General features: G+C 67.8%; 18 protein-coding genes and 2 pseudogenes. 7 read left to right on the top strand and 13 right to left on the bottom strand.

Features of this window, described 5'->3' with window-relative positions:
* On the top strand, positions 1–1,909 hold a 1,909-nt coding region (locus tag A5704_RS29645; protein WP_304442292.1), incomplete at its 5' end, for a helix-turn-helix transcriptional regulator.
* A 5-nt stretch (positions 1,910–1,914) separates the two neighbouring features.
* Here the strand turns inward: A5704_RS29645 and A5704_RS21765 are convergent.
* Positions 1,915–2,184: a DUF4242 domain-containing protein gene (locus A5704_RS21765; RefSeq protein WP_067752281.1), complete on the bottom strand. Its 270-nt coding sequence runs from the start codon at positions 2,182–2,184 to the stop codon at positions 1,915–1,917.
* Between the two features lie 76 nt (positions 2,185–2,260).
* The gene (locus A5704_RS21760) at positions 2,261–2,719 is read right to left on the bottom strand and encodes a MarR family winged helix-turn-helix transcriptional regulator (protein ID WP_067752278.1); all 459 of its coding nucleotides are present in this window, start codon (positions 2,717–2,719) and stop codon (positions 2,261–2,263) included.
* Positions 2,720–2,793: 74 nt separating this feature from the next.
* Here A5704_RS21760 and A5704_RS21755 point away from each other — a divergent pair, with 74 nt between their 5' ends.
* Both A5704_RS21755 and A5704_RS29860 read left to right on the top strand, forming a co-directional pair.
* Entirely contained in the window at positions 2,794–3,741 is a 948-nt protein-coding gene (locus tag A5704_RS21755) for a PHB depolymerase family esterase (protein WP_067891020.1), read from the top strand.
* Between the two features lie 8 nt (positions 3,742–3,749).
* A pseudogene (locus tag A5704_RS29860) lies at positions 3,750–3,887 on the top strand (TetR family transcriptional regulator); the annotation flags it as partial.
* 3 nt (positions 3,888–3,890) lie between these two features.
* Here A5704_RS29860 and A5704_RS21750 read toward each other — a convergent pair.
* Positions 3,891–4,499 (bottom strand): TetR/AcrR family transcriptional regulator, encoded by a 609-nt coding sequence (locus A5704_RS21750; protein ID WP_067752272.1) that lies wholly within the window; start codon positions 4,497–4,499, stop codon positions 3,891–3,893.
* Between the two features lie 67 nt (positions 4,500–4,566).
* Here A5704_RS21750 and A5704_RS21745 point away from each other — a divergent pair, with 67 nt between their 5' ends.
* The 4 genes from A5704_RS21745 (at position 4,567) to fadD1 (ending at position 10,576) form a co-directional block, all read left to right on the top strand.
* Positions 4,567–5,397, top strand: coding sequence for an alpha/beta fold hydrolase (locus tag A5704_RS21745; RefSeq protein ID WP_067891017.1), 831 nt, complete (start codon positions 4,567–4,569; stop codon positions 5,395–5,397).
* 75 nt (positions 5,398–5,472) lie between these two features.
* A complete protein-coding gene (locus A5704_RS21740) occupies positions 5,473–6,234 on the top strand; it encodes an SDR family NAD(P)-dependent oxidoreductase (RefSeq protein WP_067752267.1) in 762 nt (253 codons plus the stop codon).
* 198 nt (positions 6,235–6,432) lie between these two features.
* Positions 6,433–8,571 (top strand): EAL domain-containing protein, encoded by a 2,139-nt coding sequence (locus A5704_RS21735; protein WP_067891014.1) that lies wholly within the window; start codon positions 6,433–6,435, stop codon positions 8,569–8,571.
* Positions 8,572–8,932: 361 nt separating this feature from the next.
* Positions 8,933–10,576, top strand: coding sequence for a fatty-acid--CoA ligase FadD1 (gene fadD1, locus A5704_RS21730; protein WP_067780229.1), 1,644 nt, complete (start codon positions 8,933–8,935; stop codon positions 10,574–10,576).
* Here fadD1 and A5704_RS21725 read toward each other — a convergent pair.
* The 10 genes and pseudogenes from A5704_RS21725 to A5704_RS21680 form a co-directional block, all read right to left on the bottom strand.
* Positions 10,515–11,168, bottom strand: a complete 654-nt coding sequence (locus A5704_RS21725) for a MarR family transcriptional regulator (RefSeq protein WP_067752258.1) — start codon at positions 11,166–11,168, stop codon at positions 10,515–10,517. The genes fadD1 and A5704_RS21725 overlap by 62 nt on opposite strands.
* Complete coding sequence (locus A5704_RS21720; RefSeq protein WP_067752255.1) at positions 11,165–11,587, bottom strand: Zn-ribbon domain-containing OB-fold protein; 423 nt, start codon at positions 11,585–11,587, stop codon at positions 11,165–11,167. Before A5704_RS21720 ends, A5704_RS21725 begins: the two co-directional genes overlap by 4 nt.
* Positions 11,584–12,744 (bottom strand): thiolase family protein, encoded by a 1,161-nt coding sequence (locus A5704_RS21715; protein WP_067891011.1) that lies wholly within the window; start codon positions 12,742–12,744, stop codon positions 11,584–11,586. Before A5704_RS21715 ends, A5704_RS21720 begins: the two co-directional genes overlap by 4 nt.
* A gap of 21 nt (positions 12,745–12,765) precedes the next feature.
* The gene (locus A5704_RS21710; protein WP_067752249.1) at positions 12,766–13,095 is read right to left on the bottom strand and encodes a hypothetical protein; all 330 of its coding nucleotides are present in this window, start codon (positions 13,093–13,095) and stop codon (positions 12,766–12,768) included.
* Between the two features lies 1 nt (position 13,096).
* Positions 13,097–15,430 carry a CoA transferase gene (locus A5704_RS21705; protein WP_067891008.1) on the bottom strand — a complete coding sequence of 778 codons (2,334 nt, stop codon included), beginning with the start codon at positions 15,428–15,430 and terminating at the stop codon, positions 13,097–13,099.
* A 2-nt stretch (positions 15,431–15,432) separates the two neighbouring features.
* The gene (locus A5704_RS21700; protein WP_067752244.1) at positions 15,433–16,770 is read right to left on the bottom strand and encodes an amidohydrolase family protein; all 1,338 of its coding nucleotides are present in this window, start codon (positions 16,768–16,770) and stop codon (positions 15,433–15,435) included.
* Between the two features lie 257 nt (positions 16,771–17,027).
* A complete protein-coding gene (locus tag A5704_RS21695; RefSeq protein ID WP_067752241.1) occupies positions 17,028–17,915 on the bottom strand; it encodes a DUF4436 domain-containing protein in 888 nt (295 codons plus the stop codon).
* 311 nt (positions 17,916–18,226) lie between these two features.
* On the bottom strand, positions 18,227–18,640 hold the full coding sequence (locus A5704_RS21690; protein WP_067752238.1) for a Zn-ribbon domain-containing OB-fold protein: 414 nt from the start codon (positions 18,638–18,640) through the stop codon (positions 18,227–18,229).
* A 6-nt stretch (positions 18,641–18,646) separates the two neighbouring features.
* On the bottom strand, positions 18,647–19,855 hold the full coding sequence (locus tag A5704_RS21685; protein ID WP_067752235.1) for a thiolase family protein: 1,209 nt from the start codon (positions 19,853–19,855) through the stop codon (positions 18,647–18,649).
* A 9-nt stretch (positions 19,856–19,864) separates the two neighbouring features.
* Positions 19,865–21,895, bottom strand: a pseudogene (locus tag A5704_RS21680) (acyl-CoA dehydrogenase family protein); the annotation flags it as partial.
* Between the last annotated feature and the right edge of the window lie 67 nt (positions 21,896–21,962).

The following is a 21,962-nucleotide window of genomic DNA, read 5'->3' as shown; positions in this document are numbered from 1 at the left end:
GGTCGGCGCGACGCTGGCGGCGATCGATTCGGCCGAGGCCGTCGGCCTGGTCCGCGCGGTCCACGACTCCGACGGCGAATTCGCGTTCGTGCACGCGCTGACCCGCGAATCGGTGCTGGGCGGGATGGCCGCGTCGCGGCTGCGGATCATGCACGCGCGCGCCGCCGAAGCGCTCGAGGGACGCGCCGACCCGTCGCTCGTGCCGCGCCTGGCCAACCACTTTCTGGTGGCGCACGTCCTGGGTTACCACGAGCAGGCGTTGCGATACGCGCGCCAGGCGGCCCGGATGGCCGAACAGAGCCTGGCCTACGAGGATGCGGCGAAGTGGTTCGAGCGGGCGGCGTCGCTTCCCGAACTCAACCTCACCGACCGGGCCAGACTGCACCTCGACGCGGCCGCCAACCACGTGCGCGGGGGCTCGTTCGCGCGGGCGCGGACCATCTACGAACGCATCGGCGGGATGGACGACCCGCTGATGCGGCTGGAGGCCGCCGTCGGCTACGAGGAAGCCAATTGGCGCCCCGGGCAGTCGAATTCGAAGGCGGCGGACTTGCTGGCGGCGGCTCTGGAAACATGCGGATTGCCGGCCGAGGACCCACGCTATGTGGGGGCACTCGGCAGCTTCGGCCGCGCGCTGGCTTTCGCGGGCGAGGCGGCCCGGGCCCGTGAGGTCGGCGCCGATGCGATCGAGCGCGCACGGGCCATCGAGGATGCGGCGGTGCTCCTGCACACGCTGAAAACCAGTCTGTGGCAAGGCCTTACCCCCGAGATGAGCGAAATCCAGGCGCAGCGCGCGGCCGAGGTGTCGCGCATGGCGATGTCGCGCCGCGACTACGAATCGCTGGGTGCGGCGTCACACTTTCACGCCATGGTCAGCTACTTGGCAGGCCGGCCCGACGGCCTTGCGGCCGCGACCGCCGACATGCGGCGAGCGGCGCAGACCTGCGGACAACCCGCCTTCGGCTTCGTCGGCGCGTGCATCGAGCAAGCGCTGGCCTATCTGCGCGGTGACTTCGCCGGTGCAGAACGATGGGCCGATATCGCCTTGCGCACAGGGGATTTGTTCGGTGCGGACGACACCGAGGGGTCCAACGGGGTACAGATGTTCATGATCCGCCGCGAGACCGGCGATCTGAAGAGGTTCGGCGAATTCATCGACGGCAGTGAAACGTTCACCGGCCGCTGGGTGCCCGGGCTGCTCGCCCTTTACACCGAGCTCAAGTGCGAACGTGGCATGACCCGTGCGCTCAACCAACTGGTCAACCGCAACCTGGGTGACCGCCTCGAGGATGCGCAGTGGCCGATGGAGCTGGTGTTCATGGTCGAGGCGGCACTGGAGCTGTCCCACCGTGAAGCGGTCCACGCGCTGCGCCCGTTCGTCATGCGTTATGTCGGAAAGAACTTGGTAGCCGGGCAATTCGTCGCGCTGTTCGGCAGCGCGGACCGATACCTGGCCCGCATCGCGGCGCTTTGTGGGGACGGCGCCGCGGCCGAGCGGCACTTCGCCGCGGCAATCGAGATGGACCGCCGGATGGGCTCGGTGGTCCATATCAGCGAGACGCTGGCCCGACACGCGTTGTTCGCCGCGTCGTGCGGTCGCGCCGAAGCCGCCCGGTCCCTCGCGGAGGAGGCCCGCGTTATCGCCGGTGCGATCGGCCAGACCCGGGTTGTGGACTTGGCGGATTCGGTGCTGACCGCCGGTTCCCTGGGTCCGGACGGCCTGACCGAACGGGAGGTCGAGGTGCTCCGGTTGCTCGCCGAGGGGCTGAGCAATCGCGCGATCGGAGAACGCCTTTTCATCAGCACCAACACCGCGGCCAACCACGTGCGCAACATCCTGATCAAAACGGGCGCCGCGAACCGCACGCAGGCGGCGATGTACGCGGCCGATCACGAACTGCTCGGGTAGCGCACTCAGATGTCGGACAGGGCGCCGTCCGGCATCAGCCGGTCCCTCACCTCGACCACGGAGTCGGCGGGCAGACCGGCGCGCGCGGCCGCGGCCCGGATGGCCTCGGGCGACGGCGCCTCGTACAGACAGTAGGTCTTCCGTTTGTCCGCCGACAGGAACGAGTACATCCAGCGAACGCCCTCCTGGTCGTTGATCCGGTTGATGCCGTCCGCGACCTCGAGGCCGGGTTCCAGTTCCTCGGCAAAGTTGCGCTCGACCATGAAGATGGGCACGTGGACTCCTGTTCACTGTCTTGGGTCGAGCGTAGGCCGTCGGCGACGATCTAGACACGGGAATTTCCGGCCGGCGTCAGTCCCCGGCCGTCTCGTTGTGGTCGGCAAGCAGCAGTTGTAAGGTCTCGCGCAGCTCGGTCAGCCGCTGCCGGCCCAGGACCTGCTCCCACCGTCCTTCCAAATCAACTGCGTTGGAACGCATTACGCGTAGCGCCTGGCGGCCCCGGGGCGTCAGCTCGATGATCCGGGCCCGCGCGTCGAGCGGGTTTGCCGCTCGGGTGACGTAGCCATGGCGCTCCAGCCCCGCGACCGCCTGGGCCACCGCTTGCCGGCTGACGCGGAGTCGATCGGCCAGATCCGATGCATGCAGCCCGCCGGCAGCCAGTGGGACGAGCGCCACCGCTTGCGCGGGCCGGATCCCGTCGAGGCCGGCCTCGGCAAACGCCGTCCGCAGTCGCGGCGCCCCGGCGGCGGCCACCAGGTTGACCAGTGCGGGCACGGTGGGCCGCCAGTCGGGATGGGAAGGGCGTCGCATGGGGAAAGTGTGCCACCACGCCCGAGATTGACAAGCTACTTGTCAAAATTGGCGCCGGCTGCCACGATGGCGGAATGCAATCGCGCCGCCACCGGGCTGCCGGCTTGTGCGTTCTCGCCCTCCTGGTCGTCGTACTGGGCGGCTGCCTGGGCGGCGGCGGACATGCGCTGGGAACGCCCGGCGCGCAGTCGATCCCGGTCGGCCAGTCCACCCAGACCATCGAATCGGGCGGTGTCAGTCGAACGTTCCACCTGTACCGGCCCCAGGGATTGACCGATGCCGCGCCGCTGGTGGTGATGCTGCACGGCGGTTTCGGCAACGGGGAGCAGGCCGAGCGTGCCTACCACTGGGACGCCGAGGCCGACCGCGGACGGTTTCTGGTCGTCTACCCCGATGGACTCAATCGCGCCTGGAACGCCGGCACCTGCTGCGGTGAACCGCAGCGGGTCGGCGCCGACGACGTCGGGTTCATCACGGCCATGGTCGGCGCCGTCGAGCAGCAGATGCCGATCGATCGCGCGCGCATCTACGTCACCGGCATGTCGAACGGCGCCATGATGGCCCTCCGGCTGGGCTGCCAGTCCGACGTCTTCGCCGCCATCGCCCCGGTGGCGGGCACGCTGCTGACCGACTGCTCCCGGGCGCACCGCGTGTCGGTGCTCCAAATCCACGGCACCGCCGACGACCGCGTGCCCTACACCGGCGGACCCGGTAAGGCGTTCTCGTTCAACGGGACCGCCCGTGTAGACGGGCCGTCGGCGGAGTCCGTCAACGCGACATGGCGGGCCATCGACGCGTGCGGGCCGCCGAACTCGAGCACCGCCGGGGACGTGACCACCCAAGTCGCCGGCTGCCCGGACGGACGCACCGTCGAGCTGATCTCGGTGGCCGGCGCCGGCCATCAATGGCCGGGCGGCGAGCCGAGTCCCCTCGCCGAGAAGCTCGCGGGCATCCCGGCGCCCTCGACGGCCCTGGACGCCACCGACACCATCTGGCAGTTCTTCACCCAGAACCATCTTTAGCCGGGATCGCGATCTTGCCGTTCATCAACGGGATCATGTTGCGTTCGTCGCGGGACAGCCGGCCGTCGACAACGCCGAACACCTCGACCGGCTCATCCGGGGCGTCATCGCGGGCGTTCGCCGTGGTTCGCGGTGACGACCCCTGACCGCTACCGCAGCGCCAGCAGCCCGTCGATGAGCATGTGCAGCACCTGCCGGGTCTCCCGGCGGGTGCGTTTGGGATCCTCCGCGGTGGCGATCAGCATGGCGGCCTCATCGAGCGCGCCGATCAGCACGTGTGCCAACGGCCGCACCGGCTGCTTGGGGAACTGCCCCGCCCGGATGGCTTCGGTGAGCAACTGTTCGGTCATGCCCAGGCTGTACCGCTGAGCGACGTCGCGAAAACCGGCCCAGCCCAACACACTAGGCGCGTCCAGCAGCATCAGTTGGCGCACCTCGGGATCCCCGGAAACCTCGAGCCACGCGTCGACCGCGGCGCGGATCGCGTCGGCCGGCGTCGTCGCTCCCGACTCGGCCACCAGAGTGCCCATCCTGGCCATCACGTCCTGCTCGACGGCCTCGACCACCTCGCGGAACAAGGCCGCTTTGTCGGCGAATTGGTGGTACATCGCGCCGCGCGTGACCCCCGCGGTGGCCGCGATCTCCGGCGTACCCACGTCCACGTAGCCGCGCAGCCCCCAGAGCTTCCGGGCAGCCGCGATCAGCGCGTCGCGGGTCGCCGCGGAGCGCTCTTCCTGGGTCCGTCTCTTGCTTTCCATACAGCCTGTTGGTAACTTACGAACAGACAGCCTGTTTGTAAGTGTATCCCGAGGTAGGAGTTCTCTTATGTCGACGATCGACATTAGTGCCGGAACCATCCATTACGAAGCAACCGGACCCGAAAGCGGGAGGCCGGTGGTCTTCGTGCACGGGTACATGATGGGCGCCCAGCTGTGGCGCCGGGTCAGCGAGCGACTCGCCGGCCGGGGTCTGCGTTGCATCGCGCCGACGTGGCCACTGGGCGCGCATCCGGAACCGTTGCGCCGCGGCGCCGACCGAACCATCACGGGCGTGGCCGGCATGGTCGCCGAGGCGCTCACCGCGCTCGACCTCGAGGACGTGGTGCTGGTCGGCAACGACACCGGCGGGGTCGTCACCCAACTCGTCGCCGTGCATCACCCTGAGCGGCTCGGCGCGCTGGTGCTCACGAGTTGCGATGCGTTCGAACACTTTCCGCCACCTATCCTCAAGCCGGTGATCCTTGCCGCCAAGTCGAAGACGACCTTCAAGGCCGTTTCCCAGGCCATGCGGGTGCCGGCGGCGCGCAAGCGCGCGTTCGACGGGTTGGCGCATAGCAACATCGACGACCTCACCGAGGCGTGGGTGCGCCCGGGGCTGTCCGATCCCCGCATCGCCGAAGACCTGCGCAAGTTCACGCTGTCGATGCGCACGGAGGTGACGACGGGTGTGGCCGCCCGGCTGCCCGAGATCGACCTACCCACCCTCATCGCGTGGTCGGCCGACGACGTGTTCTTCGAACAGGAGGACGGCGCACGGCTGGCCGCCACCATCCCGAACGCCCGACTCGAGATCATCGACGGCGCGAGAACGTTCTCGATGATCGACCAGCCGGACCGGCTCGCCGACCTGTTGTCCACGATCGCGGTGCGCACCTAGCGCGTCGTCGGTTTCGCGACGGTGACGCACGGGGAAGTTCGAGTCGGATTTCGCCGTGGCGTTACGCTCGCGGGCATGGAAGACGTGCTGCGAGGACGGCGGATCCTGGTCACCGGTGGAGCCAGCGGCATCGGAGCGGCCGCCGTGGGGGCCCTCGGCGGGGCGGGGGCCGAGGTTGTCGCCACCTACCACCAGACACCGCCGCCGGACGGTCTCGCGGCCACCTGGCTGCAGTGCGATGTGCGCGACGCCGACGCCGTCTCGGCGATGGTAGGCCAAGCCGCCGCTCGTCTGGGCGGACTCGACGTGTTGGTGAACGCCGCGGGGCTGTGGCAGGCCGGCATCCCGGGTTACATCGGCGTCGACGAGATCTCGTTCCTGTTGGACACCAACGTGAAAGCCACCATCCTGACCAATCAGGCGGCGTACGCCGTAATGAAGGACCAGGATCCCAAAGGCGGCAGGATCATCAACTTCGGCTCGTCGGAAGCCGTTATGGGTAGCCCGATCTCGGCCGTCTACGCCGCCACCAAGGGCGCCGTTCAGGCATGGACGCGGTCGGCGGCCAAAGCCTGGGCGTCGGACAAGATCACGGTCAACGCACTGGCGCCGGCCGTGCAGACCGCGGGCGCCGACCGGCTGCGCGAGTTCCTCGGCCCCGACGCGAGCGCGCTGATCGATCAGCAGATGCAGATGATGATCCCGTTGGGTGGGGCGCTGGGGGATCCGGCACGCGACCTCGGCCCGATGCTGGTGTTTTTGGCCGGCACCGGTTCCTCGTTCATCACCGGGCAACTACTCGCGGTCGATGGCGGCCTGATGATGGTCGGTGGATGACGGCTGGTCCCGGATCACCTCGGCTCGGTATGCGGTAAAGAGTTACAGGCAAAACGATCTCGGTCGATTCGAGATCATCGGTGGTGCAAGGACAAACCGCCGGAATTCCGTGCGCGGGTGTTCACCCCTGCCAGCGAGGCCCGCAAGTCCGCTCGATTCCAAATGCCTCGCCCGGCGTGCCGGTCTAGCATCGTCGCTATGGGCGCCGAGGAGCAGGTAGCAAACGCCCCGGGCCACGAACCGACGAATTCTGCGGACTTGGTCCACACCCTCTTGGGCTTGTTGCGGCGTCGCCTCGGTCTTGACACGGCGTGGGTCGCATCGTTTCACAGCGGCACGCAGGTCTTTGAGGTGGTAGACGGTGACGCCCGTGCCTTGGGCCTGTCGCCCGGCGACCGATCTTCGCTGGCCGGGTCTTACAGCGTCCGCGTGATCGATGGGCGGCTGCCCGCCGTCATCCCTGACACGTCGGCCGATAGGACCGCGTCCGTACTGCCGAAAACCCGCGAATGGGGTGTGGGCGCATTTGTGGGCGTCCCCTTGCTCGGCCCTGATGGTTCCGCGGTCGGGATCGTGTGTGCGGTCAGTCAGCAGCCGCGACCACATCTGGCCGACATCGATTTACGAGTCATCAGAAAGATGGCCGAACTGATCGGCGCCTTGACGGAACTGTCGACGGACCCGACGAAGATCGCCACCGATCAGCAGGACGGCATTCGCAGGATGGTGGCCGAGCGGGACTTCGAGATCGTATTTCAAGCGGTGCACGATGTTTCGACAGGCGAGGTGCTCGGCGTCGAAGCGCTCGCGCGCTTCCCATGCGAACCTTTTCGACCCGATCTGGTCTTCGGCGAGGCGGCCCTGTTGGGCTTGGACATCGAATTGGAGACCGCGGTCATGGCGCGCGCCCTGTCGCTGGTGCCGCAACTTCCCGAAGATGCCTTCGTCGCAGTGAATATCTCGCCGTCGGCGGTGCTGCGCACTCCGTGGCCAGAGCTACTCGCCGAGGTTGACCCGTCACGTCTCGTGTTGGAAATCACCGAGCACGATGCCGTCGAGAACTATGACGCCCTCGACGACGTCCTTGAAGGATGCCGAGCGCGCGGTATGCGGGTGGCAGTCGATGACGTGGGTGCGGGCTTCTCCTCGTTCTCCCATGTGCTGGAGATCGCACCAGAATTCATCAAGGTCGATCACTCCATCACGCGCAACATCGACGCCGACGCTGCGCGGCGGCGACTGGCCCAATCCATCGCCGAACTGGCCGCACAGATCGGCGCGACCGTGATCGCCGAAGGGGTGGAGACTCAGGGCGAACTCGATGCCATAGGTTCGGCCGGAATCCCCTGGGCCCAGGGTTTCTACCTCAGCCGGCCCAAGTCACCCACCCACGGTTTCCCGCCCGGCGCCGTCGTCGCCGAACCGGTCGATCAGTCCTCGGCCATCTTCGACCTTCTCGGAGAACGACGGTTCGAGCTGGCGCTGACGCATTCGCCCATCGGCATGGCCGTCGTCGGCCTGGACGGTACGTTCCAGCGCACCAACCGGGCGCTCAGGACCATGCTCGGTTATGGCCGAAAGGACTTGGCAGGCCTGACCTTCCAGGAGATCACCCATCCCGACGACCTGGACGCCGACCTGGCTCTGCTCGCCGAATGTCTCGCGGGGCGCCGCCGCGCTTACCGCATGGACAAGCGTTTCATCGCCGCCGACGGACGCATCGTGTGGTGCAATCTCACCGCCGTGCTCGTCCAAGGCCCGCACAACCAGCCGCGCTGCTTCGTGTCCCAGATTCTCGACGTCACCGCCGACCGCATGCGAGAGGCCGAGCTCGCCCGCCAAGCCACCACCGACACACTCACGACGATTGCGAACCGCTCCGCGGCGTGGAGCCAACTCGAGCAACTCGACGCCGCAGATGACGGCTACGGCATTCTGTTTTGCGACATCGAGCAATTCAAGTCCATCAATGACCGACACGGCCACCAGGCCGGCGACGAACTGCTGGTCGAAATCGCCGGCCGGTTACTCGCGGCGGTCGGCGAAGATGGCCTGGTCGCCCGGTGGGGTGGCGACGAGTTCCTCGTCATCACCGACACCGCCGAAGATCGCGGGCTCACCCTGCTCACCGACCGGATCACCAGCGAGCTAAAACGGACACCGATCACCCTCGCCGGTGGGAAGGAGATCTCCGTCGTGCTAACGGTCGGCTGCGCGGTACACCGGCCGGGAGACGGCCGATCCATCGACGCCGTCCTCGAGCGCGCCGATCAAGCCATGTATGAGCGGCGGCGCAGCCAAACCGGCGCCCCCACAGCCGGATCGCCCGGCGGCTAGTTCACGTGCGTCTGCGGCGAACGGGCCGCGCCACCGGCCTTGGCACCGCGCCGGACGACGGGGCCATGAAATGTCGTGCTCTATTTCTGAGCAAAATCAGCGATCTGTGCAACTCAAACAGCATGAGGCAATGATGGCCTCTCGATGCTGAGGCAACCGCGATCCACGCGGCCCGCCGAAGAAGAAACTTGCGAGAAATGGCATCAAAAGTCTCGCAAACACGAGATAACGGACGGCCTGCGGTCCCCGATGCGCAGGGTTCCCATGGACCGGGCGCTGTCGCCGGCGGACGGCCGGCCGCTAGGATAAGACGGACCGTCTCGTCTCGTAGGGCTGGGCATAGTGAAGGTGAATCCGACCGATGGCTGACGACACCATTCAGGCGCTGCTGAACAAACGCCTGTCCGATCCGGGCACCGCGGTGAAACACCTTGGCCTGCAGTGGAGTTGGAGTCAGTACCTGGCCGGTGCGGCCACCCGGGCGGCGGCCCTGATATCGGCCGCCGACCCAGGCCGGCCGATGCACATCGGCGCCCTGCTGGGAAACAACCCCGAGATGCTGAGTCAGATGGCGGCGGCCGGGCTCGGCGGCTACGTCCTGTGCGGCCTGAACACCACTCGGCGCGGCGAGGCGCTCGCGGCCGACGTCCGCCGCGCCCATTGCCAATTCGTCGTGACCGACGCCGAATACCGGCCGCTGCTGGACGGCCTGGACCTCGAGGGAACTCGGGTACTCGACACGTCGGCGCCGGAGTGGACCGAGTTCGTCGAGGGCGCCGGCGAGCTGGTGCCGCACCGGCAGGTCGCCGCCATGGACCCCTTCATGATGATCTTCACCTCGGGCACGAGCGGGAATCCCAAGGCGGTGCAGGTGTCCCACCTGATGGCCGCCTTCGCCGGCCTCAACCTGGCGCAGCGCTTCGCGCTGACCGAACGGGACACCTGCTACGTGTCCATGCCGCTGTTCCACTCGAACGCCGTCGTCGCCGGCTGGGCGCCCGCGGTGGTCTCCGGCGCCGCGATCGTGCCGGCGAAATTCTCGGCGAGCAGCTTCCTCGACGACGTCCGTCACTACGGCGCGACCTATATGAACTACGTGGGCAAGCCCCTCGCCTACATCCTGGCCACCCCGGAACGCGACGACGACGCCGACAACCCGCTGCGTGTCGCCTTCGGTAACGAGGCCAACGACAAGGACATCGAGGAGTTCGCGCGCCGATTCGGCGTCCAGGTCGAGGATGGGTTCGGCTCCACCGAGAACGCCGTGATGGTGATCCGCGAGCCCGGCACGCCGAAGGGGTCGATCGGGCGGGGAGCCGAGGGGGTCGCGGTCTACAACAGCGACACCGTCACCGAGTGCGCGATCGCGCGCTTCGATGCCGACGGGGCGCTCGTCAACGCGGACGAGGCGGTGGGCGAGCTGGTCAACACGACCGGTTCGGGCTTCTTCACCGGCTACTACAACGACCCGGACGCCAACGCCGAGCGCATGCGCCACGGCATGTATTGGTCCGGCGACCTCGCTTATAAGGACGCCGAGGGCTGGATCTACCTGGCCGGCCGCACGGCCGACTGGTTGCGCGTGGACGGCGAGAACCTGACGGCGGCGCCAATCGAGCGAATCTTGTTGCGGCACAAGTCGATCAACCGGGTCGCGGTATATGCGGTTCCGGACGAACGGGTTGGCGACCAGGTCATGGCCGCGATCGTCCTCAACGAGGGCCACGCGCTGGACCCCGATGCGTTCGAGGCTTTCCTCGACGCACAGCCCGACCTGTCCCCCAAGGCCCGGCCGCGTTACGTCCGAATCGCCACGGACCTGCCCAGCACCGCCACCCACAAGGTGCTCAAACGACAGTTGATCGCCGAAGGCACCGGCGTCGCCGACGGGGAGGTGCTGTGGGAGCGCGAACCGCGCGGGACCGCCTACGCGGTCGCGGCGTCTAGCCCGGGGTCTCGGGTACCCGGCGGCGGATCTGGCCCTTCGACCGTCGCACCCGTTTGACCGGGTCTTGCGTTGTGCCGGAGGCGATCTCGTCGCGCAACTGGGTGATGTTGGAGAGCTCCGCGTACAGGCCGCGGATCGCATAGTCCAGGACGGCGAATGAGAAGCGTTGGCTCGGGTCGTCGGTGATGCCGAGGTCGCGGGACCGCTGCCGCGACCACAACGCCTCGTCCAGCCGCGCGCGGGTCGCCTCGAGGTGCCGGTCCAATGCGTCGACGATGCGTTCGGGGTCCTCGCCGCGCGAGAGCCAGGTTTTGAGGATGACGGGGTGCTTGATGACGACCTGGTCCTGGCCCGGGAAGTGCTGCACCCACCGGCGGAGCGCATCGAGCCCGGCGTCCGTGGTCTCGTAGAGGGTGATCGCCCGCTTGCCCGATTGGGCGCCGACCTCACCGACCATGCCGCGGGCCAACAACCGATTCAGTTCGCGCCGAACGTGGCTGACGGACGGCGACCAGTAGAAGTGGCCGACGGACAACTCGGCGCGCAGCTTGATCTCCCCCGCGGTGAGCCGCTCGTCGTTGGCCGCCAGCACGCCCAGCACCAGGTAGGCGGTGACCGGCAGGCCGTTGCTGGTGCGCCGGGGGCTCATGGTGACCCGGTGAAGTAGGGCAGGGTCACGTCGGGTCCGACGGCATGGAATTGCACCCGCACGCGCATGCCGATCCGCAATTCCTCCGGCGGCACACCGACGACGTTGGTCAGCATCTGGTAGCCCTCGTCCAAGGCGACGATGGCCGGCGCGTAGGGCGGCTCGAATTCGGCGGTCACCGGCCGGTGAACCACCGTCCAGCTGTAGATCTCACCGACGCCGCCGCTACGCTCCCAACGGACCTGCGCCGACAGGCATTCGCGGCAGTGCTCGGTTGGCGGGAAGTTCGCCAGTCCGCAGGCCTCACAGCGCTGATACCGCAATTCGCCGGACCGGCAGCCCCGCCAGAAGGGCACGCTGAGATGGCTGGCGGCATGGGGAACCGGACCGGTTTGTGGGCGTAAGGGATGGGAAGTCATCGCGGTTCGTCCCCGAGGATCAGCAGCGTGGTGAACAAGGCGCCCGCTCCCCCGTTGCTGCAGAACGCGACGTGCGCGTCGGCGACTTGTAATTCACCGGCCTGACCGCGCAGCTGCTGGACGGCTCGGATGGCCCGCTGCATCATCTGCGGATTGGAACCCGCGTGGCTGAACGACATGGTTCCTCCGTCGGTGGTGATGGGATGACTGCCGTCGATGGCGATGTGGCCGTCGGCTACGAACGGTCCCCCCTCACCCTCACCGCAAAACCCGAACGCCTCGAGCTGGCGGATGATTTCGAAGGAGAACGGGTCGTAGAGTTCCAGCACGTCGACGTCGTCGGGTCGCAGACCGGCGTGGGCGAACGCGCGCTCGGCCGCGCGCCTTCCGACCACACCGTTGACGTGTCCTTCCCGCCGCCCGGCCAGGTCCCATGCCGGCGGGTGCTGGTAGGAGGGACCGTGGAAGTCGGCGCCGCTGCCCAGCACGTAGATCGGTTGGCTTGCGCCCTCGGCCTTTTCGATGTTCGCCACGACCAGCGCGCACCCGCCCTCGGACGTGGTGGCGCAGTCAAGCAGATGGAACGGGTCGGCGATCGGCCTCGACGCGGTGATGTCGTCGGGTGTGAATGGCCCTCGCTGGTAATACACCGCTTCGGGGTTACGCGATCCGTTGTTGCGGATGGTCGCTGCGACGATCGACAGCTGTTCGCGTGTGGTGCCGTAGACGTGCATGTGGCGGCGCGCGATCAAGGCGAACTCGGCGGTGGTGAACATGCCCCACGGCGCGACGAATTCGTTTTCGGGCCGGGTCCACGGCGCCGTGGCCTCGTGGTCGCGGTACTCGCCGGCCTGGGCGGCGACGAGCACCACCACGTCGGCCATGCCGTGCTCGATGGCCGTGACCGCCTCGGTGATCATGCCGACGCCGAAGGCGAGCCCCTGCCAGGCCGGTCCGAGGCGCAGGTCATAGATCAACGCGGTGGACAGCGGGCCCGCGCTGACCCCGTCGACGTCGTCGAGGCGCAGGCCCGCGTCGTCGAGGGCGCCGCGGATGGCCCTCAGGGCCAGGCTGCGGGACGTCTCGCCGTCCAGGCGCCGGCCCTGCGGGGTGTTGTGCACACCGACGATCGCCGCGGTGCGTTTCGTGGTTGCCACTCTGTGATCCTTTGGTTTGCTTTAGTTTTCGTCGGCGACGACACCGAGATAGGTGCCGATGACGTCATATGGTCGCCCGTCACGGGTGACGGTGCCGATCTTGGTGGCCCGGGTATCGGGGGGCACCGCGCCGGCCGCGACGACATCGATCCGCACGTCCACGGGCCGCGCCGTCTGAGGATCGGTGATCTCGACGACCATCGCGACTGCGTGCTCGCCCCCGTCCCACTCGACGCTGGTGATGCGGTGCCGGGCCGTCAATTCCATCACCACGGAGTCCTGGCGGAGCAGGAAGCGGACGGGGGCGCACAATTCGCCGGCGCGGGGCGGAACGCAGAGGGTGACCGCCATGTCATAGTCCCGCCGGCCGCGCGGCGATGGTGCCCGACTGCTGCAGGACGGACAGATCGTTGTCGCTGCGCCCCAGCAGGCCCGTCAGCACCTCACTCGTGTGTTGGCCGTACAGCGGCGGCACCCGGCGAATCCAGCGTCGCGGTCTGCCGAGGAACGCGAACGGCATTCCGGTGCAAAGGAAGGAGCCGGCCACCGGGTGGTCGACCGATTCCCAGAAGCCGCGGGCGTGCAGGTGCGGGTCGCGCAGTAACTCCGGGGCCGGCGTGACGCGCGCCGCGGCCACCCCCGCCGCGCGCAGTGCGTCCACCGCTTCGGTCACCGACCGCCGCCCGGTCCAGTCGGAGATCAGCTTGTCGATCTCGTCCGGTTGCTCCCGCCAGTCGTTCGCGCCGAGGTCCGGCCGACCTAGAAGCCGGGCCAAGGCTACCCGTGCTGCGTCGTCCATCGCGGCCAGCGCGACCCAGTCGTCGTCTCCGCGGCAGCGGTAGACCCCTTGCGGGGTGGCGCCGGGACCGCGATTCCCGTTGCGGCGCATCTCGATTCCGTTGCGTGAGTATTCCGCCAGCATCTCGGCGGCCACGTTCAGCGCCGCCTCCACCATGGTGGACTCGACGTGCATCCCGGCCCCGTCCCGGTCGCGGACCGCCAGCGCGGCGACCGCCGCGAAGGCCGCGTGCAGGCCCGCGATCGGGTCACACACGCCGCGCGGAATCACCGGGGGGCCGTCGGCGTGTCCGGTCATCCACGCCATGCCGGTCGCCTGCTCCATGGTCTGGGCGAAGCCCACCCGGTCGCGCCAGGGACCGTCGAGCCCGAACGCGGGCATCCGCACCATGATGGCGCGCGGGTTGGCCGCGTGCACGGCATCCCAGCCCAGGCCGAAGTTCGTCATCACCCGGGGAGAGAAGTTCTCGATCACCAGATCGCTCGCGGCGATGAGCTCCAGCGCGATCGCCCGTCCGGCGTCGGTGCTCAGTTCGACGCTGACGCCACGCTTGTTGTTGTTGCTGCACAGGAACACCGGGCCCCATTCCCACCATCGGTCCCAGCTCGGTGGGCGGCCGGCGGAGAACCTCATACCGTCGGGCCGGCGGACGCCCTCGACTTTGATCACGTCGGCGCCCAGGGCGCCCAGCAGTTGCGTCGCGACCGGTCCCGCCCAGAACGCGGTGAAGTCGGTGATCCTGGTGTCGGCCAACGGCAGTGCATCGGCGTCGGCGCCGCCGGTCGGACGGGATCGTGGCGGCCAGTGGACCTTGCCGTTGTCGGCGCCCAGTCGAACAGGCCGCCCGGGGGGCCTGGTCACCATCGCGTCGCTGCGATACGGGACTCTCGGCTGCAACACCCCGGCCCCCGATTGGACGAATACGCCCCGGTCCACGAAATGGTCGATCTCCGGCAACATTTCGGGCGTCGCGATCGGGGCCACCGGTATCCGGAAGGCGACGGCGAGGTCGACGATCTCCTGCGTGCTGCGTGTCTGAGTCCACCGCGTGACCATGTCGAGGAATTCGTCGCGGCGGGCGACGCGCCCGTCGAACGAGGCGAGGTCGGCGTCGTCGAGCAGGTCGGCACGGTCGATCAGCACCAGGAAGTCCTGGAACTGCTGCGCGGTGATGGTGCAGAAGCCGACCAGGCCGTCGGCGGTGGGGACGATCGACGGCAGCTCCAGACTCCGTTGCCCCAACAGTGAATCCGCCCCCAGCACGCTGGCCGACATGGCGGACAGGCCGCCCATCGCGATCACCATCGCCTCGTATGTCGAGACGTCGATGGTCTCCCCGCGGCCGCTTCGCGCGGCATGCCGCGCGGTCGCCGCCGCCACCGCTGCCGCGAACGTGCCCGCCAGCCATTCACCGAGCTGCCCGCCGGCCTGTACCGGTTCGTCCTCGGGCCAGCCGCGGCCGGCGGTCGAGCCGCACAGCGCCTGCAGGATGAACTCGTTGGCCAGCACGCGATCGTCCACGTAGGGTCCGGTCGTGCCGAACGGAGTCACGGCGACCACCACCGCCGACCGGCCCGTGCGGGCCAAGATTCCGTCGAGCGTCCAGCCGTCGGTCAGGTCGGTCAGCACGATGTCGGCACCGGCCAGCAGGCCGGCGATCTCCGGACCGCCGTCGTTGATCACCGACTTCTTACCCGCGGCCAAATAGTCGAACAGGGCTCCGGGCGGACCGCCGGCCGACCGGGCGCGCATCGAATCACCCTGGGCCGATTCGACTTTCACCACGTCGGCGCCGGCGTCGGCGAACATCTTGCCGCAGTAGGACACCGCGATTCCGTTCGACAACTCCAGCACGCGCCAGTCCGCGAAAGGCGCCCGGGCTGCCACGTTCAGTTGCCCAGGGTGGTGGCGCGCCCCGAAATACCGGCGGCCTCCGCCGTCACCTGCGACTGCAGGGCGAACTGGGTCATCCGGGTCCACGCGTCGCGGTCGCGCTGGCTGGCCCGGCGGCCGACGTGCGTCACCACGTCGACGTCAGTGGCCTGGGCGCGGAGGTAACCGGCGCGGGCGTGCTCCTTCGGGATGTGCTTGAACGGGTCGAATGAGTAGGCCGCCATGGCGTTTTCGTGCGTGATCTTGTCGATGACACTGTCGCCGAGATGCCCCATGGTCTCGATGACGTCCTCCGGCGCGAACGGCCAGTTGCTGTCGGAATGGGGAAAGTCGGACTCCCAGCACAGCATGTCCTCGTTGAACCACTCCATGTTGCGCACGCCGACCTTGTCGCTGATGAAGCACGTGTAGAAGTGCCGCTTGAACACGTCGGCCGGCCCGCTGTAACCGGGCGGGAACTTGGCCAGCGTCCACCCCGAATGACGGTTGTAGACGTGCTCGGCGCGCCACAGGAAGTACGGGATCCAGCCGACGTCTCCCTCGGTCAGCGAGAACTTCAATTGCGGGAAGTCCGCCCAGAATTCGGCCCAGATCAGCTCGGTGAAGGTGAACATGCTCATCATCGACGAGGCCGTCATCTGCACGCTGGGCGGGGCGTCGGTGGCCACCTGCGGCGAACGCGACGCCGAGCCGACGTGCGTGCACAGGACGGTCTTGTTCTCGCAGACGGCCTCGAACAAGGGATACCAGTATTTGGTGTGAATGCTGGGCATCTGCAACGCCTCTGGGTTCTCCGAGAACGTGACGGCGTGGCAACCCTTGTCGGCGAGGCGTTCGACTTCCTTGGCCGCCTCCGCCACGTCGAACAGCGGCAGGATGCCGCAGGGGATGAATCGGCCCGGGTAGGCGGCGCACCACTCGTCGATGTGCCAGTCGTTGTACGCCTTGATCATCACCAGGTTGATGTCGCGGTCGGGGCCCTGGTTGAGCACCTGGCCGGAGAAGCCGGTGAAGTTGGGGAAGTTGAGGCCGGCCAGCTGGCCGCCGGCGTTCATGTCGCGGACCCGCTCGTCCACGTTGAAGCACCCGGGCCGCATCTCGTCGTAACGCGAAGCGTCGATGTTGTACATCTCCCGCGGCTTGCCCGCCACGGCATTCAGGCCCATGTTCCGCCCGCGGACCTCGCCGTAGTACCACTGCTGGACGCCGTCGGGTTCCATGACCACCCGGGGCGCGCGGTCCTTGTATTTCGCCGGAACGTGCGCGTCGAACATGTCGGCGGGTTCGGCGATGTGGTCATCCACGCTGATCAGGATCAGGTCGTCCTTGTTCATGCCGCACTCCTCACCGAGACAGTGACTAGTAGATAATGGCCTCGATCACAGTGTCAACACTGCGCTCTGGCCGCGGCTCCGTGCCTAACGGCTTGCGCTCCAACGTCTGACTGGGCAAGCCTGCCCTCTGCTCCGCCCCTCCATGGCGGCTCCATCGCGTGAACCAAGGCGACTATTAGTCACTTATCGTCCGGCGCTCATGCGTGATCACGCGCTGTCGGCTGGTCCAACGGCCGATCGGCACGGCCGGCAGCGCGCTAACGGGGAGGCGCGGCGCCCTCGGTTGCCCAATGCTCGGGCTGAGTCTCGCGGTCCGAATGTGGGCGCAAATGCCGCCACCACGACGCGATGTACAGCAGCATCGAGACCACCAGGGCAACAAGCACCCACAAAACGATGGTCATATCGATCCAGCTTCCGAACGCCGGCGAGCCGGGGAGGGCGTTTCTCAGCGGAACCACCGCAAACAGCATCGCCGCGTACCAGGCCACCATGGGCGACTGAAACTTTCGTCGGTCCCGCAGTGTCTGGACCGCGACGAAGACCCCTGCCCCCGCGATCGCGAGAAGGATGCACAGAATGATCATCGCGAACACCATGGTGCTCGCCGAGCGTTCCATGGTCACCTCGTAGGGCGCGAATGGTCTGGCTTGGTCCGGTCCGGCCGCGTGAATCTTCCACCCGGGCAACCGGTCAACGATCATCACCCTGGCGCGTTCGGGTGTTTGCATAGCGCCGACAAACAGTTCCACCGTGATCGGCCCGGTGTAGTAACGGTCGAACGGCCACCGTTCAGTGTCGCGTGACAAGGTCAGCGGGACCGGGAACACGCCGGGCAGTGCACCCTTCAACCAGGTGCGCTTGACTGGCGTCGCGACAGAGGTCACCTCGACGGTGAGGTCTTGCTTGAGGCTGGTGGTGGCCGGATCGAGCAGCATGGATCCGGGCGAAACCACTAGGTTGCCCCGAAGCACGCTGTAGTCCGACTGGACGCTTTCGATGTTCAGCGTCACGACCGTCCCACTTCGGGTCGATGATCCATCGGTTGAAACTCGGCGATATCCGGCGCCATCGATGTAGAGCACTATCGAGGTGATCATGGCGCTGACGACGAGGACGACCAGCACTCCCATTCCGGCCTTCATTTGCGAATTCTCGCCGCCGACCGCCGGTTCAGGTTGTGACCGCCCGGTCGGCCGGAGATGCACCACATACCTCCCGTTGAACAACTTTCGGCTCATCGTAGTCGGACGGACGCGCCACACATGGCTCTCGCAGCGCTTTCCAAGCAGCCCGACAGGTTCGCGTGATCGCGCAGAAGCCCGCCGCGGCCGGTCGCGTCGCCGCTATCGCCCATGGTCGTCATTGGCCGACACAGCAGCTATGGACGCGCCGCCCGATCCAGAGGCTCCCGAATCGCCAAGCTACTCAAGGGCTGGCGGTGCCGGTACGCACCTCAACCGGCCGGCGCGTAACGCAGCATCGTGACGTCGTGCTCCGGGTAGTCGAAGAACACCGGCCGCACGCGCATGCCAACCCTGAGAACCGCGGGATCGACGTTGACGATCTCGGTGGAAAACCTTGGCCCCTCGTCCCATTCGACGATGGCCAGCAGCTGCGGGACGGCGTCGGCGAAGTGCGGGCTGACCGGTCGGCGCGCGACGGTGTAGGAATACAACGTTCCCATGCCGGAGATCTCACGCCATTCCAGATCGTCGGCTAGCGTGCGCGGCGCGCGCACCCGCGGGTAGAACACGTAGCTTCCCAGCGACGGCGAGTACTGGATGACGATGCGATGCTGCGCCAGCGCATCCCAAAACGGCGCGCTGGTAGGGGTTTTGACGGGCATCGGGCGTTCGAAGGTGGTCATGTCCGATCAGTCCCCCTCGAGGATCAGTGTGGTCTGTTCCGACAGAATCCCGCCGTTGCCGGAAACGAAGGCGCGGTCGCAGTCGGCGACCTGCGCCGCGCCCGCCCGGCCCATGATCTGTCGGGTGGCGTCGCAGACGTGGTGCATGCCGCCGGCCAGCCCGGCCTGGCCGAACCCCAGTTGCCCGCCCGCGGTGTTTAGCGGAAAGTCGCCGCGGAAGGTCAGGTCATGGTTGGCGACGAACTCCATGCCCTTGCCCTTCTCGCAGAACCCCGCGTCCTCCAGCGACAGCAGCACGGTGATGGTGTAGCAGTCATAGATCGACACCATGTCCATCTGCTCGCGGCTCAGCTGCGTCATGGCGAACGCGGTGTCGGCGGCTTCGGCGATCGGGGTGTGCAGCAGGTCCTTCGCATAGGTCGGGGTCTTGAACGGCACATGCTCGCCGAATCCCTTGATCCACACCGGGCGGTGGCGCGCCCGTCGGGCGAGATCGGTGTTGGCGACGACGACCGCCGCGCCCCCGACGCACGGCATGACGATCTCCAGCATGTGCAGCGGGTCGGCGATCACCGGGCTGGCCAGGACGTCGTCGACCGTGAGTGGTTTGTCCTTCCAGATCGCGCCCTCGGTGTGGTTGGCGTTGAACCGCTGGTCGACGACGATCTTGGCCATCGCCCGCTCGTCGTAGCCGTAGACGGCCGCGTAGCGCTGGGCAACCTGGCCATAGGGTCCGTTCTGGCCGAGGTTGCCGTAGGGAATCTCGAATTCGGCCTGGGGAGAGCCGTATTGGTTGCTCGACGAGCCGAAGAACATCGCGTCGACCATGGGCCTGGGCTTCTTCTTCGATGACGGGGTGATGTAGCGGGCCGGCAGCGCACACAACACCGCGTCACAGATGCCCAGTTCGATCGCCGCAGCTGCCCGCCAGACCATGGCCGCGGCGCTGGCGCCGCCAAGGTCCACGTGTTCGGCGAATCGCGCCCCGACACCGAGGTATTCGGCGATGGTCGACGGAACGAAAATCTCCGACTCCGCCAGGTGCGACGCCACGATTCCGTTGACGACGTCGCCGGGCAGCCCGGCATCCGCGAGGGCGGCCGCGGACAGCTCCGCCCATTGTTCGATCGCGAACGGCGCGAGCGAGGCCTTGTTGAGCCGTTCGGGCGGGAGCTCGACATAGCCGACGATCGCAGCTTCTCCGCGTAATCCCATGGGCGGGTCCTACTTTCGAGGTAGTCCGAGGATCATCTGGGCAATGATGTTCAGCTGAATCTCCCGGGTTCCTCCGCCGATCAGCTCGGCGGGCAGGTGCAGGTACCGCTCCACGATGTCGGGGTCGGCGTCGGCCATCATCGCCGCGCGCCCGGTCAATCGCAGGGTGGCCTCGAACGTTCTGCGTAGTAACTCGTTCATCGCCACCTTGGCGATGCTGGACGCCGGACCCGACGCCTGGCCGTCGAGCAGCCGGATGGTCTCCCGCACCCCCAGCGCCTTGATGGCGTTCGTGTACGCGTCGAGTTCGCCGAGCGCGCGCAGCGCGTCGTCGCGGTCCGGCCCAGGTTCGGCCGCCAGTCGGCGCAGCGCGGCGGCCCGGTCGAACTTCACGTAACCGCTTATGGCGGAGCGTTCTTCGGCCATGGTCGCGATCGCCAGGTTCCAGCCGTCACTGGGGGCGCCCAGCAACATCTCGCCGGGGACGAACACGTCGTTGAGGAATACCTCGTTGAAGTGCGCCTGCCCGGTGGCCGTCTTGATCGGCTGGATTTCAATGCCGGGCGACCGCATATCCAGGATGAAGTAGCCGATGCCACGGTGCTTGCTCGCTTCGGGATCGGTGCGCGCCAGCAGGGCGCCAAGGTCTGCGTACTGCGCCAACGACGTCCAGATCTTGTGGCCGTTGATCCGCCAACCGCCGTCGACCTTGGTTGCCCGGGTGGCCAGCGACGCCAGGTCCGAGCCCGCGCCCGGCTCGCTGAACAGCTGGCACCAGTGAATCTCGCCGCGTTGGGTCGGCGGAATCAGCTTTTCCTGCAAGTCTTCTGGTGCGGCTGCCAGCACCGAGGGCAGGATCCACTCGGCGATGTTCAGCGACGGCCGGACCAGCCCGGGCCGCTTGACGAACTCCTCGTCGATGATGAGCTGTTTGAGGGGACCCGCATCGATTCCCCACGGCGCGGGCCAATGCGGCGCGATCAGGCCGGCATCGGCCAGCAACGTGCGCTGGGGTCCGGAGGCCTGGTCCGGGTAGTCGCCGTGCGGTGCGGGTGTGTCGTTGCGCAACTGCATTGCGGCGTCAAGGGTCTCGGCCACCCAGGAACGGAACGGCGCTTCCGCGTCGCCCAGGTCGACCGACATGTCCCGTTGCCGGGTGCACGTCAGCTGCCCCAGGTGCCGGGCCCAGCGATTGGCCGGACCAATCGATGCCGCAAGACTGATCGCGCGCCGCCAGTACAGGTGCAGGTCGTGTTCCCAAGTGAAGCCGATGGCGCCGAACATGGTCAACGCGTCGAGGACGAGGTCGGGCACCGGGGCGATCGCGATCACCGCCGCACCGGCGGCGGCCATGCGGTGCTGGTCGATGGCCTCGTCCGCGGCCCGCACCGCGTCCCAGGCCGCCGCGGTGGCCAGCTCGCTGCTGACCAGCAACATCGCGGCGTTGTGCTGCAACGCCTGGAAAGTTCCGATCACCTTGCCGAATTGTTCGCGGATGCGCAGGTGCGCCGTGACCGCCTCGACGCACCACTGCACGATGCCGGCGGTCGCGCTGGCCAGCAGACCCAACGTGACGCACCGCGCACGGTCGGGGTCGATCCCGGTGAGCACCTCCGTGCCGCCTGCGCGGTAATCGGCGAGCCGCACGATGCCGGCGTCGGAGATCAGGTCGGTGCCGTTCACGGGTTCGGTTGTCGCCGCAGGGTTCTCGGTGTCGGCGGCGACCCAGACCACGGTGTCGTTCTCCGTGCGCGCGGCGATGAGGATGGTGCGCGCAGCGCACACGCCCGCGGTGACCTCGGACGTGCCGGTGACCACCCATCCGCCATCGTCGGCGCGCGCGCTGAAGTCACCGTCGTCGGGGAGCACCGCCGCCGCGATGAGGCCCGCGGCCAGGTTGCGCACCAGCGCCTCGGCGGCAGGTGTGGGGTCGGCCAGCAGGGCGACGGCTCCCGCGGCGACCGTCGGCAGCAGCGGGCCGGGCAACAGCGCCTTGCCCGCCGCCTCCAGGACGCACGCGGCGTCGATCAGGCGCCCGCCCCAGTGGTGGGAGGCCTTCGTCGGGAACGGATTTCACGCGGTGCATCTGCCTGAAAGCCTCGGTGGG

Origin of the sequence: Mycobacterium sp. E735 (assembly GCF_001666955.1) — a bacterium.
Classification (GTDB): domain Bacteria; phylum Actinomycetota; class Actinomycetes; order Mycobacteriales; family Mycobacteriaceae; genus Mycobacterium.
This window is presented reverse-complemented; position numbering and strand designations above follow the sequence as displayed.

Coding starts and splice junctions, on each gene's coding strand:
- A5704_RS21760 (WP_067752278.1), bottom strand. CDS start 2,719: ATGCGACGCCCTTCCCATCCCGACTGGCGGCCCACCGTGCCCGCACTG.
- A5704_RS21755 (WP_067891020.1), top strand. CDS start 2,794: ATGCAATCGCGCCGCCACCGGGCTGCCGGCTTGTGCGTTCTCGCCCTC.
- A5704_RS21750 (WP_067752272.1), bottom strand. CDS start 4,499: ATGGAAAGCAAGAGACGGACCCAGGAAGAGCGCTCCGCGGCGACCCGC.
- A5704_RS21745 (WP_067891017.1), top strand. CDS start 4,567: ATGTCGACGATCGACATTAGTGCCGGAACCATCCATTACGAAGCAACC.
- A5704_RS21740 (WP_067752267.1), top strand. CDS start 5,473: ATGGAAGACGTGCTGCGAGGACGGCGGATCCTGGTCACCGGTGGAGCC.
- A5704_RS21735 (WP_067891014.1), top strand. CDS start 6,433: ATGGGCGCCGAGGAGCAGGTAGCAAACGCCCCGGGCCACGAACCGACG.
- fadD1 (WP_067780229.1), top strand. CDS start 8,933: ATGGCTGACGACACCATTCAGGCGCTGCTGAACAAACGCCTGTCCGAT.
- A5704_RS21725 (WP_067752258.1), bottom strand. CDS start 11,168: ATGAGCCCCCGGCGCACCAGCAACGGCCTGCCGGTCACCGCCTACCTG.
- A5704_RS21720 (WP_067752255.1), bottom strand. CDS start 11,587: ATGACTTCCCATCCCTTACGCCCACAAACCGGTCCGGTTCCCCATGCC.
- A5704_RS21710 (WP_067752249.1), bottom strand. CDS start 13,095: ATGGCGGTCACCCTCTGCGTTCCGCCCCGCGCCGGCGAATTGTGCGCC.
- A5704_RS21700 (WP_067752244.1), bottom strand. CDS start 16,770: ATGAACAAGGACGACCTGATCCTGATCAGCGTGGATGACCACATCGCC.
- A5704_RS21695 (WP_067752241.1), bottom strand. CDS start 17,915: ATGAAGGCCGGAATGGGAGTGCTGGTCGTCCTCGTCGTCAGCGCCATG.
- A5704_RS21690 (WP_067752238.1), bottom strand. CDS start 18,640: ATGACCACCTTCGAACGCCCGATGCCCGTCAAAACCCCTACCAGCGCG.
- A5704_RS21685 (WP_067752235.1), bottom strand. CDS start 19,855: ATGGGATTACGCGGAGAAGCTGCGATCGTCGGCTATGTCGAGCTCCCG.